The 14,552-nt window shown below is 40.7% G+C and carries 16 protein-coding genes and 2 pseudogenes; 17 read left to right on the top strand and 1 reads right to left on the bottom strand.

What is annotated here, in order from left to right:
- Positions 1 to 109 precede the first annotated feature (109 nt).
- The 15 genes and pseudogenes from O2942_09025 (at position 110) to O2942_09095 (ending at position 12,367) form a co-directional block, all read left to right on the top strand.
- On the top strand, positions 110 to 337 hold the full coding sequence (locus tag O2942_09025) for a hypothetical protein (protein ID MDA0782390.1): 228 nt from the start codon (positions 110 to 112) through the stop codon (positions 335 to 337).
- On the top strand, positions 337 to 1,251 hold the full coding sequence (locus O2942_09030) for an ATP-binding protein (protein ID MDA0782391.1): 915 nt from the start codon (positions 337 to 339) through the stop codon (positions 1,249 to 1,251). The genes O2942_09025 and O2942_09030 overlap by 1 nt, the downstream gene beginning before the upstream one ends.
- Positions 1,245 to 1,889 (top strand): hypothetical protein, encoded by a 645-nt coding sequence (locus O2942_09035; GenBank protein MDA0782392.1) that lies wholly within the window; start codon positions 1,245 to 1,247, stop codon positions 1,887 to 1,889. The genes O2942_09030 and O2942_09035 overlap by 7 nt, the downstream gene beginning before the upstream one ends.
- Before the next feature lie 15 nt (positions 1,890 to 1,904).
- Positions 1,905 to 2,798: pseudogene (locus tag O2942_09040) on the top strand (helicase).
- A 231-nt stretch (positions 2,799 to 3,029) separates the two neighbouring features.
- Positions 3,030 to 4,607 (top strand): annotated as a pseudogene (locus O2942_09045) (DEAD/DEAH box helicase).
- Positions 4,608 to 4,624: 17 nt separating this feature from the next.
- The gene (locus tag O2942_09050) at positions 4,625 to 4,975 is read left to right on the top strand and encodes a DUF6511 domain-containing protein (GenBank protein MDA0782393.1); all 351 of its coding nucleotides are present in this window, start codon (positions 4,625 to 4,627) and stop codon (positions 4,973 to 4,975) included.
- Complete coding sequence (locus tag O2942_09055; protein MDA0782394.1) at positions 4,969 to 5,727, top strand: hypothetical protein; 759 nt, start codon at positions 4,969 to 4,971, stop codon at positions 5,725 to 5,727. The genes O2942_09050 and O2942_09055 overlap by 7 nt, the downstream gene beginning before the upstream one ends.
- Positions 5,724 to 7,883, top strand: coding sequence for an AAA family ATPase (locus O2942_09060; GenBank protein ID MDA0782395.1), 2,160 nt, complete (start codon positions 5,724 to 5,726; stop codon positions 7,881 to 7,883). The genes O2942_09055 and O2942_09060 overlap by 4 nt, the downstream gene beginning before the upstream one ends.
- Before the next feature lie 409 nt (positions 7,884 to 8,292).
- On the top strand, positions 8,293 to 8,766 hold the full coding sequence (locus O2942_09065; protein MDA0782396.1) for a hypothetical protein: 474 nt from the start codon (positions 8,293 to 8,295) through the stop codon (positions 8,764 to 8,766).
- Positions 8,763 to 9,098, top strand: a complete 336-nt coding sequence (locus O2942_09070) for a hypothetical protein (protein MDA0782397.1) — start codon at positions 8,763 to 8,765, stop codon at positions 9,096 to 9,098. Before O2942_09065 ends, O2942_09070 begins: the two co-directional genes overlap by 4 nt.
- A gap of 3 nt (positions 9,099 to 9,101) precedes the next feature.
- Positions 9,102 to 9,329 carry a hypothetical protein gene (locus O2942_09075; GenBank protein ID MDA0782398.1) on the top strand — a complete coding sequence of 76 codons (228 nt, stop codon included), beginning with the start codon at positions 9,102 to 9,104 and terminating at the stop codon, positions 9,327 to 9,329.
- Positions 9,319 to 9,708, top strand: coding sequence for a DUF6362 family protein (locus tag O2942_09080; GenBank protein MDA0782399.1), 390 nt, complete (start codon positions 9,319 to 9,321; stop codon positions 9,706 to 9,708). Before O2942_09075 ends, O2942_09080 begins: the two co-directional genes overlap by 11 nt.
- Before the next feature lie 270 nt (positions 9,709 to 9,978).
- On the top strand, positions 9,979 to 11,217 hold the full coding sequence (locus tag O2942_09085) for a DNA modification methylase (protein MDA0782400.1): 1,239 nt from the start codon (positions 9,979 to 9,981) through the stop codon (positions 11,215 to 11,217).
- Positions 11,218 to 11,274: 57 nt separating this feature from the next.
- On the top strand, positions 11,275 to 11,880 hold the full coding sequence (locus O2942_09090; GenBank protein MDA0782401.1) for a hypothetical protein: 606 nt from the start codon (positions 11,275 to 11,277) through the stop codon (positions 11,878 to 11,880).
- A gap of 10 nt (positions 11,881 to 11,890) precedes the next feature.
- On the top strand, positions 11,891 to 12,367 hold the full coding sequence (locus O2942_09095) for an NYN domain-containing protein (GenBank protein ID MDA0782402.1): 477 nt from the start codon (positions 11,891 to 11,893) through the stop codon (positions 12,365 to 12,367).
- 75 nt (positions 12,368 to 12,442) lie between these two features.
- On the opposite strand, the gene O2942_09100 is transcribed toward O2942_09095, so the two are convergent.
- Positions 12,443 to 12,703 (bottom strand): hypothetical protein, encoded by a 261-nt coding sequence (locus tag O2942_09100; protein ID MDA0782403.1) that lies wholly within the window; start codon positions 12,701 to 12,703, stop codon positions 12,443 to 12,445.
- 119 nt (positions 12,704 to 12,822) lie between these two features.
- Here O2942_09100 and O2942_09105 point away from each other — a divergent pair, with 119 nt between their 5' ends.
- Complete coding sequence (locus O2942_09105) at positions 12,823 to 14,049, top strand: DNA cytosine methyltransferase (GenBank protein ID MDA0782404.1); 1,227 nt, start codon at positions 12,823 to 12,825, stop codon at positions 14,047 to 14,049.
- Positions 14,040 to 14,546, top strand: coding sequence for a hypothetical protein (locus tag O2942_09110; GenBank protein MDA0782405.1), 507 nt, complete (start codon positions 14,040 to 14,042; stop codon positions 14,544 to 14,546). Before O2942_09105 ends, O2942_09110 begins: the two co-directional genes overlap by 10 nt.
- The last annotated feature ends 6 nt before the right edge of the window (positions 14,547 to 14,552 follow it).

Raw genomic sequence — 14,552 nt, forward strand, 5'->3', positions numbered from 1 at the left:
ATGAATAATAAAACCGAATTAGACAATTAATTACAATTTTATTTGTCTCATTTCTCTTGACACATTCCGTATTCATATTGAAGATGACGGCTTTAAACTCACCAGTGATGTGCCTAAAAAAGCTATATGGGATCAAAAAATTCTCGCAGAAATAGTCACCAGAATTCAAAATGAAGGTGATGACCCACTCGAGTATGTAGATATCTCCTACAAGGTTTCTGAAAACAAATATAAAGCATGGCCCAATCTCATTAAAAAAGAGTTTGAACCGGCAAGAACCTTAAAAACAGGCAATCCAACCTACTCGCTAACTCCAATAAATCAGGAGGTAGCATAATGTCAGGATTACCAATTATAAGCGCTGATGAGCGCATGAAAGAAAAAAAAGGCATCAAGGGTTGTATTATAGGCGTTTCCGGAATTGGGAAAACATCGCAACTCTGGACGCTTGATCCTAAAAGCACCCTATTTATAGATCTTGAAGCCGGTGATTTAGCTGTTGAGGGTTGGAAGGGAGATACATTCCGCCCTCGCAAATGGGAAGAATGTCGTGATTTTGCTCTATTTATTGGCGGCTTCAATCCTTCTTTGCGTGATGATCAGCCATATAGCGAAGCGCATTATAATGCTGTCTGCAAAGAATATGGTGATCCTAAATCTTTGGATAAATATGAAACTGTATTTATCGATTCTATAACAGTAGCAGGCCGTCTTTGTTTCCAATGGTGTAAAGGTCAACCACAGGCATATTCTGATAAAACAGGCAAACCTGACATGCGTGGTGCATATGGTTTGATGGGTCAGGAAATGGTGAACTGGCTTACTCAGCTTCAACATGCGCGTAATAAAAATGTCTGGGTTGTCGGCATTCTAGATAAAAAAACCGATGATTTTAATCGTGTTTATTACGAAATACAGATTGATGGCAGTAAAACAGGATTAGAGCTGCCAGGCATATTTGATCAAATCATTACAATGGCTGAAATACCCACCAGTGATCCTAAGCAAGATGGCTCTACTTTCCGAGCGTTTATCAACCACACTCTGAATCTTTATGGATATCCGGCAAAAGATCGTTCAGGTCGTCTTGATCTGCTGGAAGAGCCTCATCTTGGCCGTTTAATGGAGAAAATCAAGGGGCCTGTAAAACCGGCATCGATGCGCTTGGTTTATGAGCAGCCAAAGACTGATGTTGATTCTGAATCTACCAACACTAATACCCAACCTAAAACTGAAGGAGAACTATCATGAATACATGGAATGATTTTAACTCTGCCGATGAGCAGACAAATTTTGATGTCATACCAAAAGGTACACTTGTAAAAGTTAGAATGACAATAAAGCCCGGAGCCTTTGACGATCCTAATAATGGATGGACTGGTGGTTATGCGACACGCAACAATGACTCAGGTGCTGTTTATTTAGCATGTGAGTTTGTAATCCTAGCAGGTGAATATGCCAAACGCAAAGTATGGAGCAACATCGGTCTATATAGTCAGAAAAACAATAACAATTGGGGCAATATGGGGCGCTCGTTTATCCGCGCTATCCTCAATTCTGCTCGTGGAGTTCTCCCTAAAGATGAATCACCAAATGCTCAAACTGCCAGAAAGATTAATGGTCTTGCCGACCTTGATGGCATTGAATTTATCGCAAGTATAGGCATTGGTAAAGATCAGAATGGTTCTGATAAAAACGAAATCCAACTGGCTATCACTCCAGATCACAAAGAGTACGCTGCTATTATGGGAGTTGCAGCTACTGTATCAAACCCAACAAGTGCTGCACCCGCACCACCACTATCTGCAAATTATCAACCTGCTGCACCGGCAGCAACCCCTGCTGTTTCTGCGTCTAATCCAACCGGCAAACCTAGCTGGGCACAATAAGTAAAAGGATTTAAGATGTTATTGCGTCCGCGCCAGAAGATATTTGTTGAAAAGAGTGTTGCCGCTTTAAAAGAGCATGGCAACACTCTTGGTGTTGCGCCGACAGGGTGTCATGCTCCAGGCGCGCCAATACTTATGTTTGATGGCACAGTCAAGAAAGTTGAGGAAGTACAAACTGGCGATCTGTTAATGGGGCCAGATAGCACCTCCCGCACGGTACTGGAGCTTCATCATGGACAGGATGAAATGTATGAAATCCGTCCAATTAAAGGTACATCGTTTGTTGTCAATGGTGGTCATATTTTATCATTGGTAAAAACAAACGAAGGAATAAAAGGTTCTCATGCATGGTCTAGTCCTAGTGGCACGATAACAAATATATCAGTAAATAGTTATATACAAACAAGCCACAATTTTAAACATCTACACAAGTTATACAGAGCAAAAGTAGATTTCATGGAGTCAGGGTTATTGCCGCTTGACCCTTATTTCTTTGGATTGCTGCTGGGAGATGGAGGGTTAGCGCATGGAACTCCTAATATTACTACCCCTGATCCCGAAATTATTACATACTGTCAGCATACAGCAGACTCGTTAGGTTTAACCCTACGCATTGACCAACTTAATGATAACGAAGCAAATACATATTTTTTTGTAAAAGGAAAGAATCGAAAGAACCCTTTAACAGAAATATTACGCACACTTGCAATATACGGGAAAAAATCGTCTGAAAAATTTTTACCGCAACTATATAAAACTTCTTCATCTAAAGAACGCGCTTCATTATTAGCAGGATTGCTAGACACAGATGGTCATCTGCAAAGTAATATAATCGAATACTCTACAGCTTCATACCAGCTTGCACAGGATGTTGCCTTCATTTCCAGAAGCCTTGGATTTATGGCTCTTCCAAAAGAAAAGATTGTAAACGGAGTTATTTATTATCGTTTTTGTATTTGTGGTGACTTTACAAACATTCCTTTACGTGTAAGCCGCAAAATTCCTGGTGAGCGCAGGCAAAAGAAAAACCCTCTGCGTACCGGTTTTACAGTACATCAGATGGGCAAAGGTGAATATTACGGCTTTACTGTAGACTCTGATAATCTTTATGTAATGGGTGACTTTACTGTTACACACAATTCTGGCAAGACTATAATGCTGTCTGGCGTTATAGGTGAATTGTTAAAGGACAACAGCAGAAAGGCTTGCGTACTTGCTCACCGTGATGAATTAACTGCGCAAAATTGTCAAAAATTCAACAAGGTCAGTCCTACTCTTACCACCTCCATTTTTGATGCGGCAAATAAATCATTCTGCGGTGATGTTACCTTCGCAATGGTGCAAACGCTATCTCGTGATAACAGCATCAATTTAATGCCGGAATTGGATTTACTGGTAATAGATGAAGCGCATCACGCCATAGCTAATGGCTATATGAGAATAATTGATAAAATAAAAGAATTAAATCCTGAGTGCATGGTCTATGGGGTAACAGCGACTCCAATGCGTGGTGATAAAAAGGGTTTGCGTCCTATTTTTTCCAATGTATCTGATCAAATCACCCTGGAAGAATTAATCGCCTCCGGTCACCTTGTGCCACCACGCACTTTTGTCGTTGATGTTGGTGTTAGGGAAGAACTTACAAATGTAAAAAAAGTAGCTGCTGACTTCGATATGGGTGAAGTCGATAAAATAATGAACAAACGGCCTATCACTAATGCGGTTGTAAAGCATTGGAAGGAGAAAGCCGGGGACCGTAAAACCATTGTTTTTTGTTCTACTGTAGATCATGCCAGAAATGTCTGCCAAACATTTACAGATGAAGGTGTAACGGCTGTTTTAATTCATGGTGGGCTTTCAAAATCTGATCGTGAAGCTGCACTTAAATCCTACGAAGAAGGTGATACACAGGTAATTGTAAATATTGCAGTTCTGACGGAGGGATATGATTATACTCCGACATCATGCGTGGTTTTACTGCGTCCATCTTCCTATCGATCCACAATGATTCAAATGGTTGGGCGTGGGCTTAGAACAATAGACCCAGCCGAATATCCAGGCATTATAAAAACCGACTGTATTATTCTTGATTTTGGCACATCATCGCTAATGCATGGGTCGCTGGAACAATCTGTAACATTAGATGTTAAAGAAACAGATAGCGAAGCACCCAAGAAAGATTGCCCTGAATGCAATGCTGTCGTACCCATGAGTGTCAGGGAATGTTCATTGTGTGGTTATGTATGGGAGCAAAAAGAAAGTGAAGAAACAGAAGATGACCGTCTATCTGATTTTATCATGTCAGAAATCGATTTGCTGGCACGCTCCTCTTTTAAATGGTGCGATATATTCAGCGATGATGCAGCCCTTATCGCTCAAGGATTCAACGCTTGGGCAGGAATATTCTTTTTAGAAGGCAGGTGGCACTCTGTTGGTGGTGGCAAAGATTTAAAAACATCCCTTCTATCTATTGGAGAAAGAACCGTTTGTTTAGCTGCGGCCGATGACTGGTTAAATGATAATGAAACATCTGACAGTGCGCATAAAACTAATCAATGGCTGAACCAGCCTGCAACATACAAGCAGCTTAGATACCTACCGACTCATTTAAAAAATGATCATGGACTGACCCGTTATCAGGCATCGGCGCTTCTCACGTTCCAATTTAATAAAAAGAACATTCGTAACCTTGTTTTTAATAGCAGGAGGGCGGCATGAGATGTGCAGTGTGTTTAATGATGGATCACGGTTTTGGCTATGTCCAACCACCCTACAAAGTTTCCAGCCAGTGGGGACAGAAAACCTATCGCAAGTTCTGCTCAAAATACTGTCAGGACATTTATGCGCAAATCAAAAAAACAAAAGGAGACCAAACAGTGATCGATCCTACAAAACATGAAATTGAGGCAATGGCGGCAACACTAAAACCACTTGGTGAATATGTAGCATCCATCGGTATGCATCGTGGGCTAGCAAATTACACCAAAGAAGAAATCCTAACGCTCGTTGAGGTGACGGTTACCGCCTATCACGACTACTTAAGAGAAGCTGTCAAAGATGAATTTGAAGTGGGGTTGTCATGCTAGATTTTAACAGCTCAAAAAAATTTGCTGATAGGGTGAACAGTTTTATCGATCTTGCGCTCCGGTGCGAAAACAAAAAGCAAAAACCTAGAGATTACCTTGGTGGTTCACGTCTGGGTGTTGAGTGCAAACGTGCTTTGCAGTTTGAATATATGAATACTCCAAAAGATGATGGGCGTGATTTTAATGGGCAAACATTACGGATTTTTGCAGCCGGTCATTTATTCGAAGATCTGGTTATCAAATGGTTGCGCGCAGCTGGCTTTGAACTTTATACGACAAAGAAAGATGGTAATCAATTCGGCTTCTCGGTGGCGAAGGGGCGCATACGTGGTCATGTTGACGGTATTATCAATAACGCTCCTGAAGAATTAGACATGGGTTTTCCTGCTCTTTGGGAATGTAAAACCATGAATCATAAAAACTGGAAGGATACGGTTAAGCGAGGAGTTACCTTATCAAAGCCTGTGTATGCAGGTCAAATAGCAACCTATCAGGCATATATGGAAAGTTCCATTCCTGGTATTTCAAAAAATTCAGCACTTTTTACAGCAATAAATAAGGATACAGCAGAGATATACCATGAACTCGTTCCATTCGATTGCGAACTCGCACAAAAGCTCACAGATAAAGCCGTTACTATCTTACAAGCATGTGATGCAGGTGAATTATTACCACGTATAGCAAACAGCAAATCATTTTTTGAATGCAAATGGTGTTCCTGGCAGGACAGATGCTGGGAGGCAAATGCATGACAAATGATTGGGGTGATTTTAATCAGGCAGTGGAGCAACAAACATCTTCCGGCAAAAAATATAATGTAGAGGATATCAGGTCACGCATGCTGACTAATATCCATGCTATTTTACGCTATTTATTGCCAAAAGGTGTTTTTCAAGCCGATAGATTCGTTGTTGGAGATCTGCAGGGCAATTCCGGTAAAAGCCTTGTTATTACAGTATCGGGCGATAAGGCTGGGCTGTGGCAGGATTTTTCTACCGGCGAGTGCGGTGATCTATTCACATTATGGGCGAATATTTATGGTCTTGATGCCAAGCAGAATTTTAGTGAAGTGCTGCAGGATATAGAAGGTTGGATCGGTGGTGATTACAAAGACAAATATACAAAGACAGCAGATACAAAACCTATACCTCCCATTGATGAGCTTGGAGCTTTTACAGGTAAGTGGGATTATTTTGATTCGCAAGGAAAACTGATTGCATGCGTTTATCGCTACGATCCTGAAGATGGGAAGAAGCAGTTCCGTCCTTGGGATGCAAAGCTACGAAAATATAAAGCGCCAATACCACGCCCTCTTTATAACCAGCCTCAAATGGTAACTGCCAAGCAAGTTATTCTCGTTGAAGGTGAAAAAGCGGCGCAGGCACTCAATAACATCGGAGTATGCGCAACAACAGCAATGAATGGTGCAAAAGCTCCAATTGATAAAACTAACTGGAAGCCACTAACCGGTAAAGACGTTGTTATCTGGCCTGATAAAGACAAGGCAGGCTGGGAGTATGCAGAGAATGTGGCAATGCATTTACAGCATTCAGGAATTTCTAGTATTTCTATTTTACACCCCCCCGATGATAAACCTGAAAAATGGGATGCAGCCGATGCCGTCTCCGAAGGTTTAGATATAAACCAATTTCTTGGCAGTGTTACACGATCTGAAATCAAAACCGCTAGTTCAACATCCATCAATCTATACGACTGGATTGCAGATAAATACGATGGTGATGCACCTGAACAGACATTTTTGGTGCAGGATACATTTCCAATGGGCATGGTGTCACTACTGGCTGCGATGGGTGATACAGGAAAAGGTATGCTTACCTTGAATTTAGCATTGCAAGTGGCAACAGGAACGGCTCCTGCAACAAGTGTAAGTCCATCACCACATGCATTTGGCAATTCAGTAAAAGAGTTCGGCACAGCGGTTATATTTACTGCCGAGGATGATAAAAATGAAGTTCATCGCAGGCTGGAACGATTAGATCCTCACAGAATACGTAGTCGTAAAGAAAACAGAAAGAAATTGCTAATCATCCCACTTCCGAGTGCAGGTGGCGTATTTCCTATAGTTAACAGCACCAAAGAAGGCTCGGAGATTACAAAGCAATATCAGGAGATTTATAATCAACTTGTTCAAATACCTGATCTTAAACTGGTAGTTTTCGATCCCCTTTCTTCATTTATCCATGCTGATGTGAATAGCGATCCGGCGGCAGGAAGTTTCGCAACAGGAATATTGGCAGCGCTTGCATATGAGACAGGTGCATCACTTATTATTCCGCATCATATGCGAAAACCTACCGGCGGAAAATCTATTACAACAGCAGAACAAGCCAGAGATGCAATCCGTGGCACAAGCGCATTGGTTGATGGTGTAAGGCTGGCTTACGCATTATGGCCTGCTCCTGAAGAAGTACAGATGATGATTTTTAAATTATTAGAAGAAAAATCAGAACGTAACGCTGTTTATCAGGGTGCAGTTGTCAAAGCCAACTCTCCTGCAGACAGAACCATACGCACATATTTAAGGAATAAAACAGGGCTGCTGGTTGATGTTACCCAAAGACTTGCGGAGGTCAAAACACCTGATGAGGCGTTAAAGGAAATGCTGATTTTCAGTATTGCTCGTGCCGCACGTAATGGTCACCCATTTACCCACACAGGCGGTTCAGGCGTATTTAAGCAGCGTAACCGTCTCACACAAGTTTTGCATGGCGTTGGTCGTCACAAGCTTGAAAAACTGGTGCAGTCACTCATGAATGAACGCCCTCCACAGATAGTAAAAGGCAAGGCTTCAGGCTCTACAGAAGATAAGTGGCTGGACATTCCTGATGGGCCGTTCGCACGAGGTGAAGGAGAATTTCAACATGGTGCAGATGAGGTGGAAATATGAGAAATTATACGCATTCTATTTATCGCTCAAAAACCTATGAAAACCCTTGTGGTTATTGGCTTTCCAGCCAGTTCCAAAAGTTTTGGAAACGTAGTCGTGTATCACAAATGATAAAACCCTTGTGTATAAAGGGCTGTAGCGATTTTTTACGTTTCCAGTTTCCAACGTTTCCATTGGAAACGCAGAGGTTGGAAACGCAAATCAAAACGCTAGAACCCTTGGTTTTACTGCTTAAGAAGATTTTCGTTACGTTTCCAATTTCCAAAACGCATTTCCAGCTACAGCCCTTATTACACGGGCGTTTCCAATTTCCAGAGGTTATATATAAATATATATATGAAGGTTTACACCTCCATACATATTTAAGTTTTAAAACTGGCCTCATTTTTTTTCAAACCAGGAGGTCAGCATGAAACAAAAAACTCACCCAACAATTTTAGCACTTGATCTTGGTACTAACACCGGATGGGCAGCTTGTGATGAAACAGGCTCCACCACATCGGGCACGATACACTTCAAAACTAACAGATTTGAGGGCGGTGGCATGCGTTACCTTAAATTCAAACGCTGGCTAACTGAGATTAAACAATCTCTCGATGGTATTGATGAGGTTTATTTTGAAGAAGTTCGCAGGCATCTGGGTGTTGATGCAGCTCACGCTTATGGTGGATTTATGGCACATCTCACTTGCTGGTGTGAACATCACCAGATTCCATATCAAGGTATTCCGGTTGGAACAATAAAACGCCATATCGCAGGCAAAGGCAATGCCAACAAACAAGATGTCATCAATGCTGTTAAGGCTCTTGGCTTTAACCCGATCGATGACAATGAAGCAGATAGCATAGCTTTGCTCAATTTAATCTTAGGAGAAAAATTATGATTAGTTTTAACAAAACACCTGAAGGTGAATTATGGCAGGAAGTAATTAAACTGGCCATGAAAGACGCAGGATTTCAATACGATAAAAATGGCGGTGTCAGGTACGTTAGACCAGTTTTGAAAGCCAGCAAAAAACACCAAAAGGATAAAAAATCTCTCAGGGCAATCCATATGGATCAGGGGATAAATTTCCTTACTGCCAATTCTGGTGCTTGGAGAGAATCACGAGAAGCTATCTGTGACATGGCAATGATTTGCCCTGACCAACTTCGGGAACGCTGCATACAAATTATGGATAGAGATTATTCAACATATTCTGTTGGGAGGCGCTAAAAAATGAATCACACCCCATACAGATCAAACCTTGCAGGAATGATTCCAAACAAAATAGATCCCGAAGATGTAAAGCGCAAAGGCTGGCGTGATGACGGCATACTGGTAATTGCCAAGAATGATCACCGCCTAAGTTGGCCGGAGCGTGAGTTTATAACTCAGATCGGAACAAAGCTTTATGGCAAACCCGCTAGTGACAACCGCAAACAGGAGAACTTAAATGACAAATGATTGGACAAAAGAAATTGTGATAGAGCGTTTTGAGGAAGCTGTCAGAACACTGAAACGTTGGCATGTACCGGGAACAAAACCAAAAGGTTACTTTGTTGGTTGGCCTGAGATTGTTTATACCGCATGGGAAAGAGAAATGCAGGATAAACTGCCGCTTCGCCGTGGAGCACCTCCGGCTGGTGAGATAGATCGCATGGATGAAACATTCAGGTGGCTTTGTTATCTTGATAGAGTTGATGAGCGCAAAGTTATCGTGATGAAAGCAGAGAAAAAACGCTGGAAAACCATACTTCCGGTGATCGGATGTGGTCGCACTCATGGTTGGGAAATCTACCAAAATGCGTTAAATAAAATAGTTATAAAACTCAATAGGTTATAAAAATATTGTTCGCGAACACTTTTTTACTGAACAGATTTGACAAGATCGGTTATATTGGTACATACAATCGGGAGAGATGTACGTTACATGGTTTGTTAACCAATAAAAAATAGTTACTCCGTGGCATAAAAATATTACGGGTGACTAAACCCCGAAACTTGCCTAGCGGTAGAGTTTTTAACTTCCTTGACAGCCCATTAACAAAAAATGCTGCAGACGACACGTCGCAGCAAGCCGTATTACTATAAACTTACTCAGAAAATTATAAAAATGACTGCACTTACAATTGAAAATTGGAAGCTGGATAAATTTGTGCCTTACGCACGAAACCCAAGGAAGAACGATGATGTCGTAGAAAAAATGTGCGGCGCAATTCGTGAATTTGGATTCAGAATTCCGATAGTTGCAAGAAGTGACGGCACGATTGTTGATGGTCATTTGAGACTCAAAGCAGCTTGTCAACTGGCACTTGACACAGTGCCGGTAGTTTTAGCTGATGACTTGACAGACACTCAAATAAAGGCATTCAGGCTTCTGGCTAATCAATCTGCTAATTGGGCTGACTGGGATGATGATCTTCTAAAGCTGGAAATAAAGGATTTACAAGATCTAGATTTTGACCTTGATCTTACAGGCTTTGACCTTGAGACAATCGAACAATTACTTGAGGCTAAGCCACAAGATGGTTTGGTTGACGATGATGCTACCCCTGAAGTTGATAATAAAAATGCACCTATCTCAAAACCCGGTGATATCTGGGTGATGGGTGACCATCGCCTGATATGCGGAGATTCAACATCGCTAGATGTAATCGAAAAACTGATGGCCGGCTCGTTAGCTGACATGGTATTTACTGATCCTCCATATAACGTAAATTATGGTCAAAGTATGAAAGACTCTTTGCGTGGTAACGATGGGCATAAAAATTACGCAGGAAGCCAGCCCGGCCGCACAATTATGAACGATAATCTTGGCGATGAGTTCTACAATTTTCTTCTTAGCACATGCCAAAATATGATTAAAGTGTGCAAAGGCGCATTATATATTTGCATGTCATCTTCTGAATTACATAATTTGCATAAAGCCTTTACAGAGGCTGGAGGCCACTGGTCAACATTCATAATCTGGTCGAAAAACCATTTTACGATGGGTAAAGCTGATTATCAAAGACAGTATGAGCCAATACTTTATGGCTGGCCTGAAGGTCAAAAGCACTACTGGTGTGGAGATCGTAATCAAAGCGATGTGTGGAATATTAAGCGCCCACATACTAACGATTTACACCCCACTATGAAGCCGGTAGAGCTTGTACAAAAGGCCGTTGAAAATAATAGCAAAAGCCGTGATATTATTCTCGATCCATTTGGTGGTTCGGGATCTACTATTATTGCTTGTGAAAAAACCGACAGGTCGGCAAGGCTTGTTGAGTTAGATCCTAAATATTGTGATGTAATTGTAAAAAGATGGGAGGATTATTCTGGTGGGGAAGCGCACTTGGAAAGTGATTGAAGTATTATTATAAAATACTTAGTATTAGCAAATGCCCATAAAGATTGGAGAAGCATTTTGTCAGATAAAAAATTACAAATTCTACTAAAGCGCTACGGTTGTGAATTTCCAGCATATGTTGTGAGAATGATGATGCTAGGCAATATTGCACACCTTTCGTTACAAAGGTCAACGTCAGAAATCAATAAACGTCTTTTTAATAATAAAGAGATTATATTTAATAGCGAAAAAGATGCGCATGATTTGTATGCTGGCCTAACGAACCTATGGAATAAAATGGTGGATTATCAATTTAATGGAGTAAGAATGCATCCATGTAAAGTTGGTGACAATAACATTCTATTAAAACTCCGCCTTGAAATCAGGCGTAAAGAAGTCCAAGCTTTTCTTGGAGAATACCTTTCCGATATTGATGAATCGCTAATTTCTAAAAAGGCACAAGAAGGCATAGATACGCTTAATAATATGATTGAAAAAATAGGAAAATACCTGGAACTTCTTAATAACAAAAAAGCAAAACAAATTGATGGACTCAATCAATTTATGAACGATGTAAAATATACAATACCTTTTTGCCTGGATGATATAATACATGAATCCTTGGACTCTAGAAAAACGGCAATTGATTTTATGCAAATGCCCACCAAGGACAGCATTCATTAAAAGGTAAATCATGCAAACAGTATCAGTCTTCGTTGATGTCCAAAATATTTTCTATACTACTAAACAAGAATATGGGTGTAACTTCAATTACAACATTTTTTGGAAGACAGTGACTTCCGGTAGGACGGTTGTAAAAGCAATTGCCTACGCTATTGATCGTGGTGATGAAAAACAAAAACAATTTCAAAATATACTTAGAGGAATTGGATTTGAAGTTAAGCTTAAGCCATTTATCAGTAGAAAAGATGGATCGAGCAAAGGAGATTGGGATGTTGGCATTACTATTGATATAATGGAATGCGCTCAAGAATCAGATGTAATAGTTTTAGCGTCTGGAGATGGAGATTTTGATCTCTTGATACAAAATATCAAAACAAGACATAATACTTTATCTGAAATATATGGAGTTAGAGCACTTACATCAAACTCTCTAATCAATTCCGCATCTAAATTTATTCCAATTGAAGGTGATTTACTATTGAAGTAATTCGTCAAAAAATCTTTTAGTAAATACAACATGACTTTATATAAAACTTATTTCGCAGTCAGCGTGGGCAAAACGCTATTGTTCAACCGTAACTGAGTTTTTATTATTTTTAACCGTGAAATGATTAAATACGCGCCGTAATACATAGCTGCGTATAATGCTGACAACAGTGAATATCACGGCGATTAGCATATTTTCACTTACGCTCACTTTGATTTCAAATAATGGAAAAACGATCATTTGCGTAAAAACAGCTATTAAATACCCGATAAACGTGTTGGTAAAAACTTCGATAAAGCTATGAAGTTTCTTTTGCCCATAAGATGAGTATAGCATTTTCTCTATTTTGTTATCCATTTCTTGACCTTAAGTTATATCAATATGATGCCCTGGAAAGTGGCGTCTATCAAGTCATGTTATGATAAATAAGCAGCTAATATAAATGGATTGTGCGGATGAAAAAGCCTTTAAAAGTGCTGGATATTTTTTCTGGCATTGGAGGCTTTAGCATTGGTTTAGAAAATGCAGGAATGGAGACAGTAGCGTTTTGTGAAATTGAACCATTTGCGCAAGATATATTAAATAAACATTGGCCGCATACCAGAGTGTTTACTGATATCCGTATTTTGAATAGTGATACTTTACTTAAAAGTGGGATAGCAGAAATAAATATTATAGCCGGTGGTTTTCCTTGCCAGGATATTTCATGCGCAGGAAAACAAGCCGGCATAGACGGTAATAGATCAGGGCTGTGGAAAGAATTCAAGAGGCTAATAGATGAACTTCGCCCAGATTACGCAATTATCGAAAACGTGGCAAACCTTCGAAGTCGTGGACTTATCACCGTCCTGCAAGATCTATGGCAGATCGGGTATGATGCACAGTGGCATTGCATACCGGCTGCCTCCGTTGGCGCTCCTCACAGACGGGATCGCATATGGATCGTGGCCTACCCCAACAGCAAGAGCAACATCGGATTGCCCTGCAGAGAGAAGACGACACACGCCATGTCTGGAATCGGCAGTAAAAATATTTCCGACTCCAACAGCGCGGGATGCAACAATAACAAAGGCACGTCCACCGAAGAAAATGATCCGAAAGGATGGCAGGAATGTTCTGCGGACTCCATCTCTGGCAGAAACATTGCTACAGGAGAAGGACTTTCCTTACACAAAACAAGACCTGAAAAAGAAACAAAACCAACAGAATTACAAAATAGCAAAACAATTCTGGCCAACTCCGACAGCACAAGGACGATGGGCATCGGAAGGACAGATAACAAAGCTTCGCAAAAAGGTGGATGCAAAAGAACTGACGGTGGAAGAAGCCGAAGCAATGATAGAGGGCAGCATAACGCCGGCGAGAATGAAAAAATGGCCTACACCAACGGCCAGGGATTACAAGGATACAGGCAATTTGAAGAAACTTGCCAAATACTCACACAAGAAGAGATTGGCTTGTTCTGTCGCAGCAGAGGAATTGAACAATGGGGAACTGAACCAGACACAGTTCCAAGACTTAAAGACGGAAGATTAAATCCTGATTGGGTAGAGTGGCTGATGGGTTTTCCTATTGGTTGGACTACTGGCGGAACGCGAAAACAAAGGCTGGTTGCTCTTGGTAATGCTGTTGTTCCATTTATTCCTGAACTAATTGGATTTGGTATTGCTAAATGGAACTAATTACACAATCCCAGTGGGCAAAACGCTCCGGTTTTTCACGACAATATGCCAGCCAGTTAGTAAAAAACGGAACTGTAAGAAATTATGACGGAAAAATAAACCCTGTCCAAGCGGATAAGGCGTTAGAGGCTATGCGTAATCCTGCCCATACGCAAAAACGTGTGAGTGAACAGCAACAAGCAACAGTTACCAATGCTCCTAAAAGTAAGATTGATAATACTGACCTTTCTGAAATATTACTCAGAACACGTATCAAAAATGAAATTGAAAAAGGTAAGTTACTGCAATCAAAAGTACAATCTGAGCTTGGAGAGCTGCTTGATGCAGAAGAAGTAAGGGTTGCGGCATTTAATAAAGCAAGAGTTGTTCGTGATGGAATTCTTAATTTTGCTGACCGTTTAGCATCGGTTGTAACAGCATGTAATGACGAGAAGAAAAACCATGAAACGATAATGAAAGAAACTCGCATGGTTTTGGAGGCATTATCAAATGAATGATGTTGC

Source organism: Pseudomonadota bacterium (genome assembly GCA_027620075.1).
Classification (GTDB): Bacteria; Pseudomonadota; Alphaproteobacteria; order Rickettsiales; family UBA6187; genus 1-14-0-20-39-49.

Coding starts and splice junctions, on each gene's coding strand:
- O2942_09030 (MDA0782391.1), top strand. CDS start 337: ATGTCAGGATTACCAATTATAAGCGCTGATGAGCGCATGAAAGAAAAA.
- O2942_09050 (MDA0782393.1), top strand. CDS start 4,625: ATGATGGATCACGGTTTTGGCTATGTCCAACCACCCTACAAAGTTTCC.
- O2942_09055 (MDA0782394.1), top strand. CDS start 4,969: ATGCTAGATTTTAACAGCTCAAAAAAATTTGCTGATAGGGTGAACAGT.
- O2942_09060 (MDA0782395.1), top strand. CDS start 5,724: ATGACAAATGATTGGGGTGATTTTAATCAGGCAGTGGAGCAACAAACA.
- O2942_09065 (MDA0782396.1), top strand. CDS start 8,293: ATGAAACAAAAAACTCACCCAACAATTTTAGCACTTGATCTTGGTACT.
- O2942_09070 (MDA0782397.1), top strand. CDS start 8,763: ATGATTAGTTTTAACAAAACACCTGAAGGTGAATTATGGCAGGAAGTA.
- O2942_09075 (MDA0782398.1), top strand. CDS start 9,102: ATGAATCACACCCCATACAGATCAAACCTTGCAGGAATGATTCCAAAC.
- O2942_09080 (MDA0782399.1), top strand. CDS start 9,319: ATGACAAATGATTGGACAAAAGAAATTGTGATAGAGCGTTTTGAGGAA.
- O2942_09085 (MDA0782400.1), top strand. CDS start 9,979: ATGACTGCACTTACAATTGAAAATTGGAAGCTGGATAAATTTGTGCCT.
- O2942_09095 (MDA0782402.1), top strand. CDS start 11,891: ATGCAAACAGTATCAGTCTTCGTTGATGTCCAAAATATTTTCTATACT.
- O2942_09100 (MDA0782403.1), bottom strand. CDS start 12,703: ATGCTATACTCATCTTATGGGCAAAAGAAACTTCATAGCTTTATCGAA.
- O2942_09105 (MDA0782404.1), top strand. CDS start 12,823: ATGAAAAAGCCTTTAAAAGTGCTGGATATTTTTTCTGGCATTGGAGGC.
- O2942_09110 (MDA0782405.1), top strand. CDS start 14,040: ATGGAACTAATTACACAATCCCAGTGGGCAAAACGCTCCGGTTTTTCA.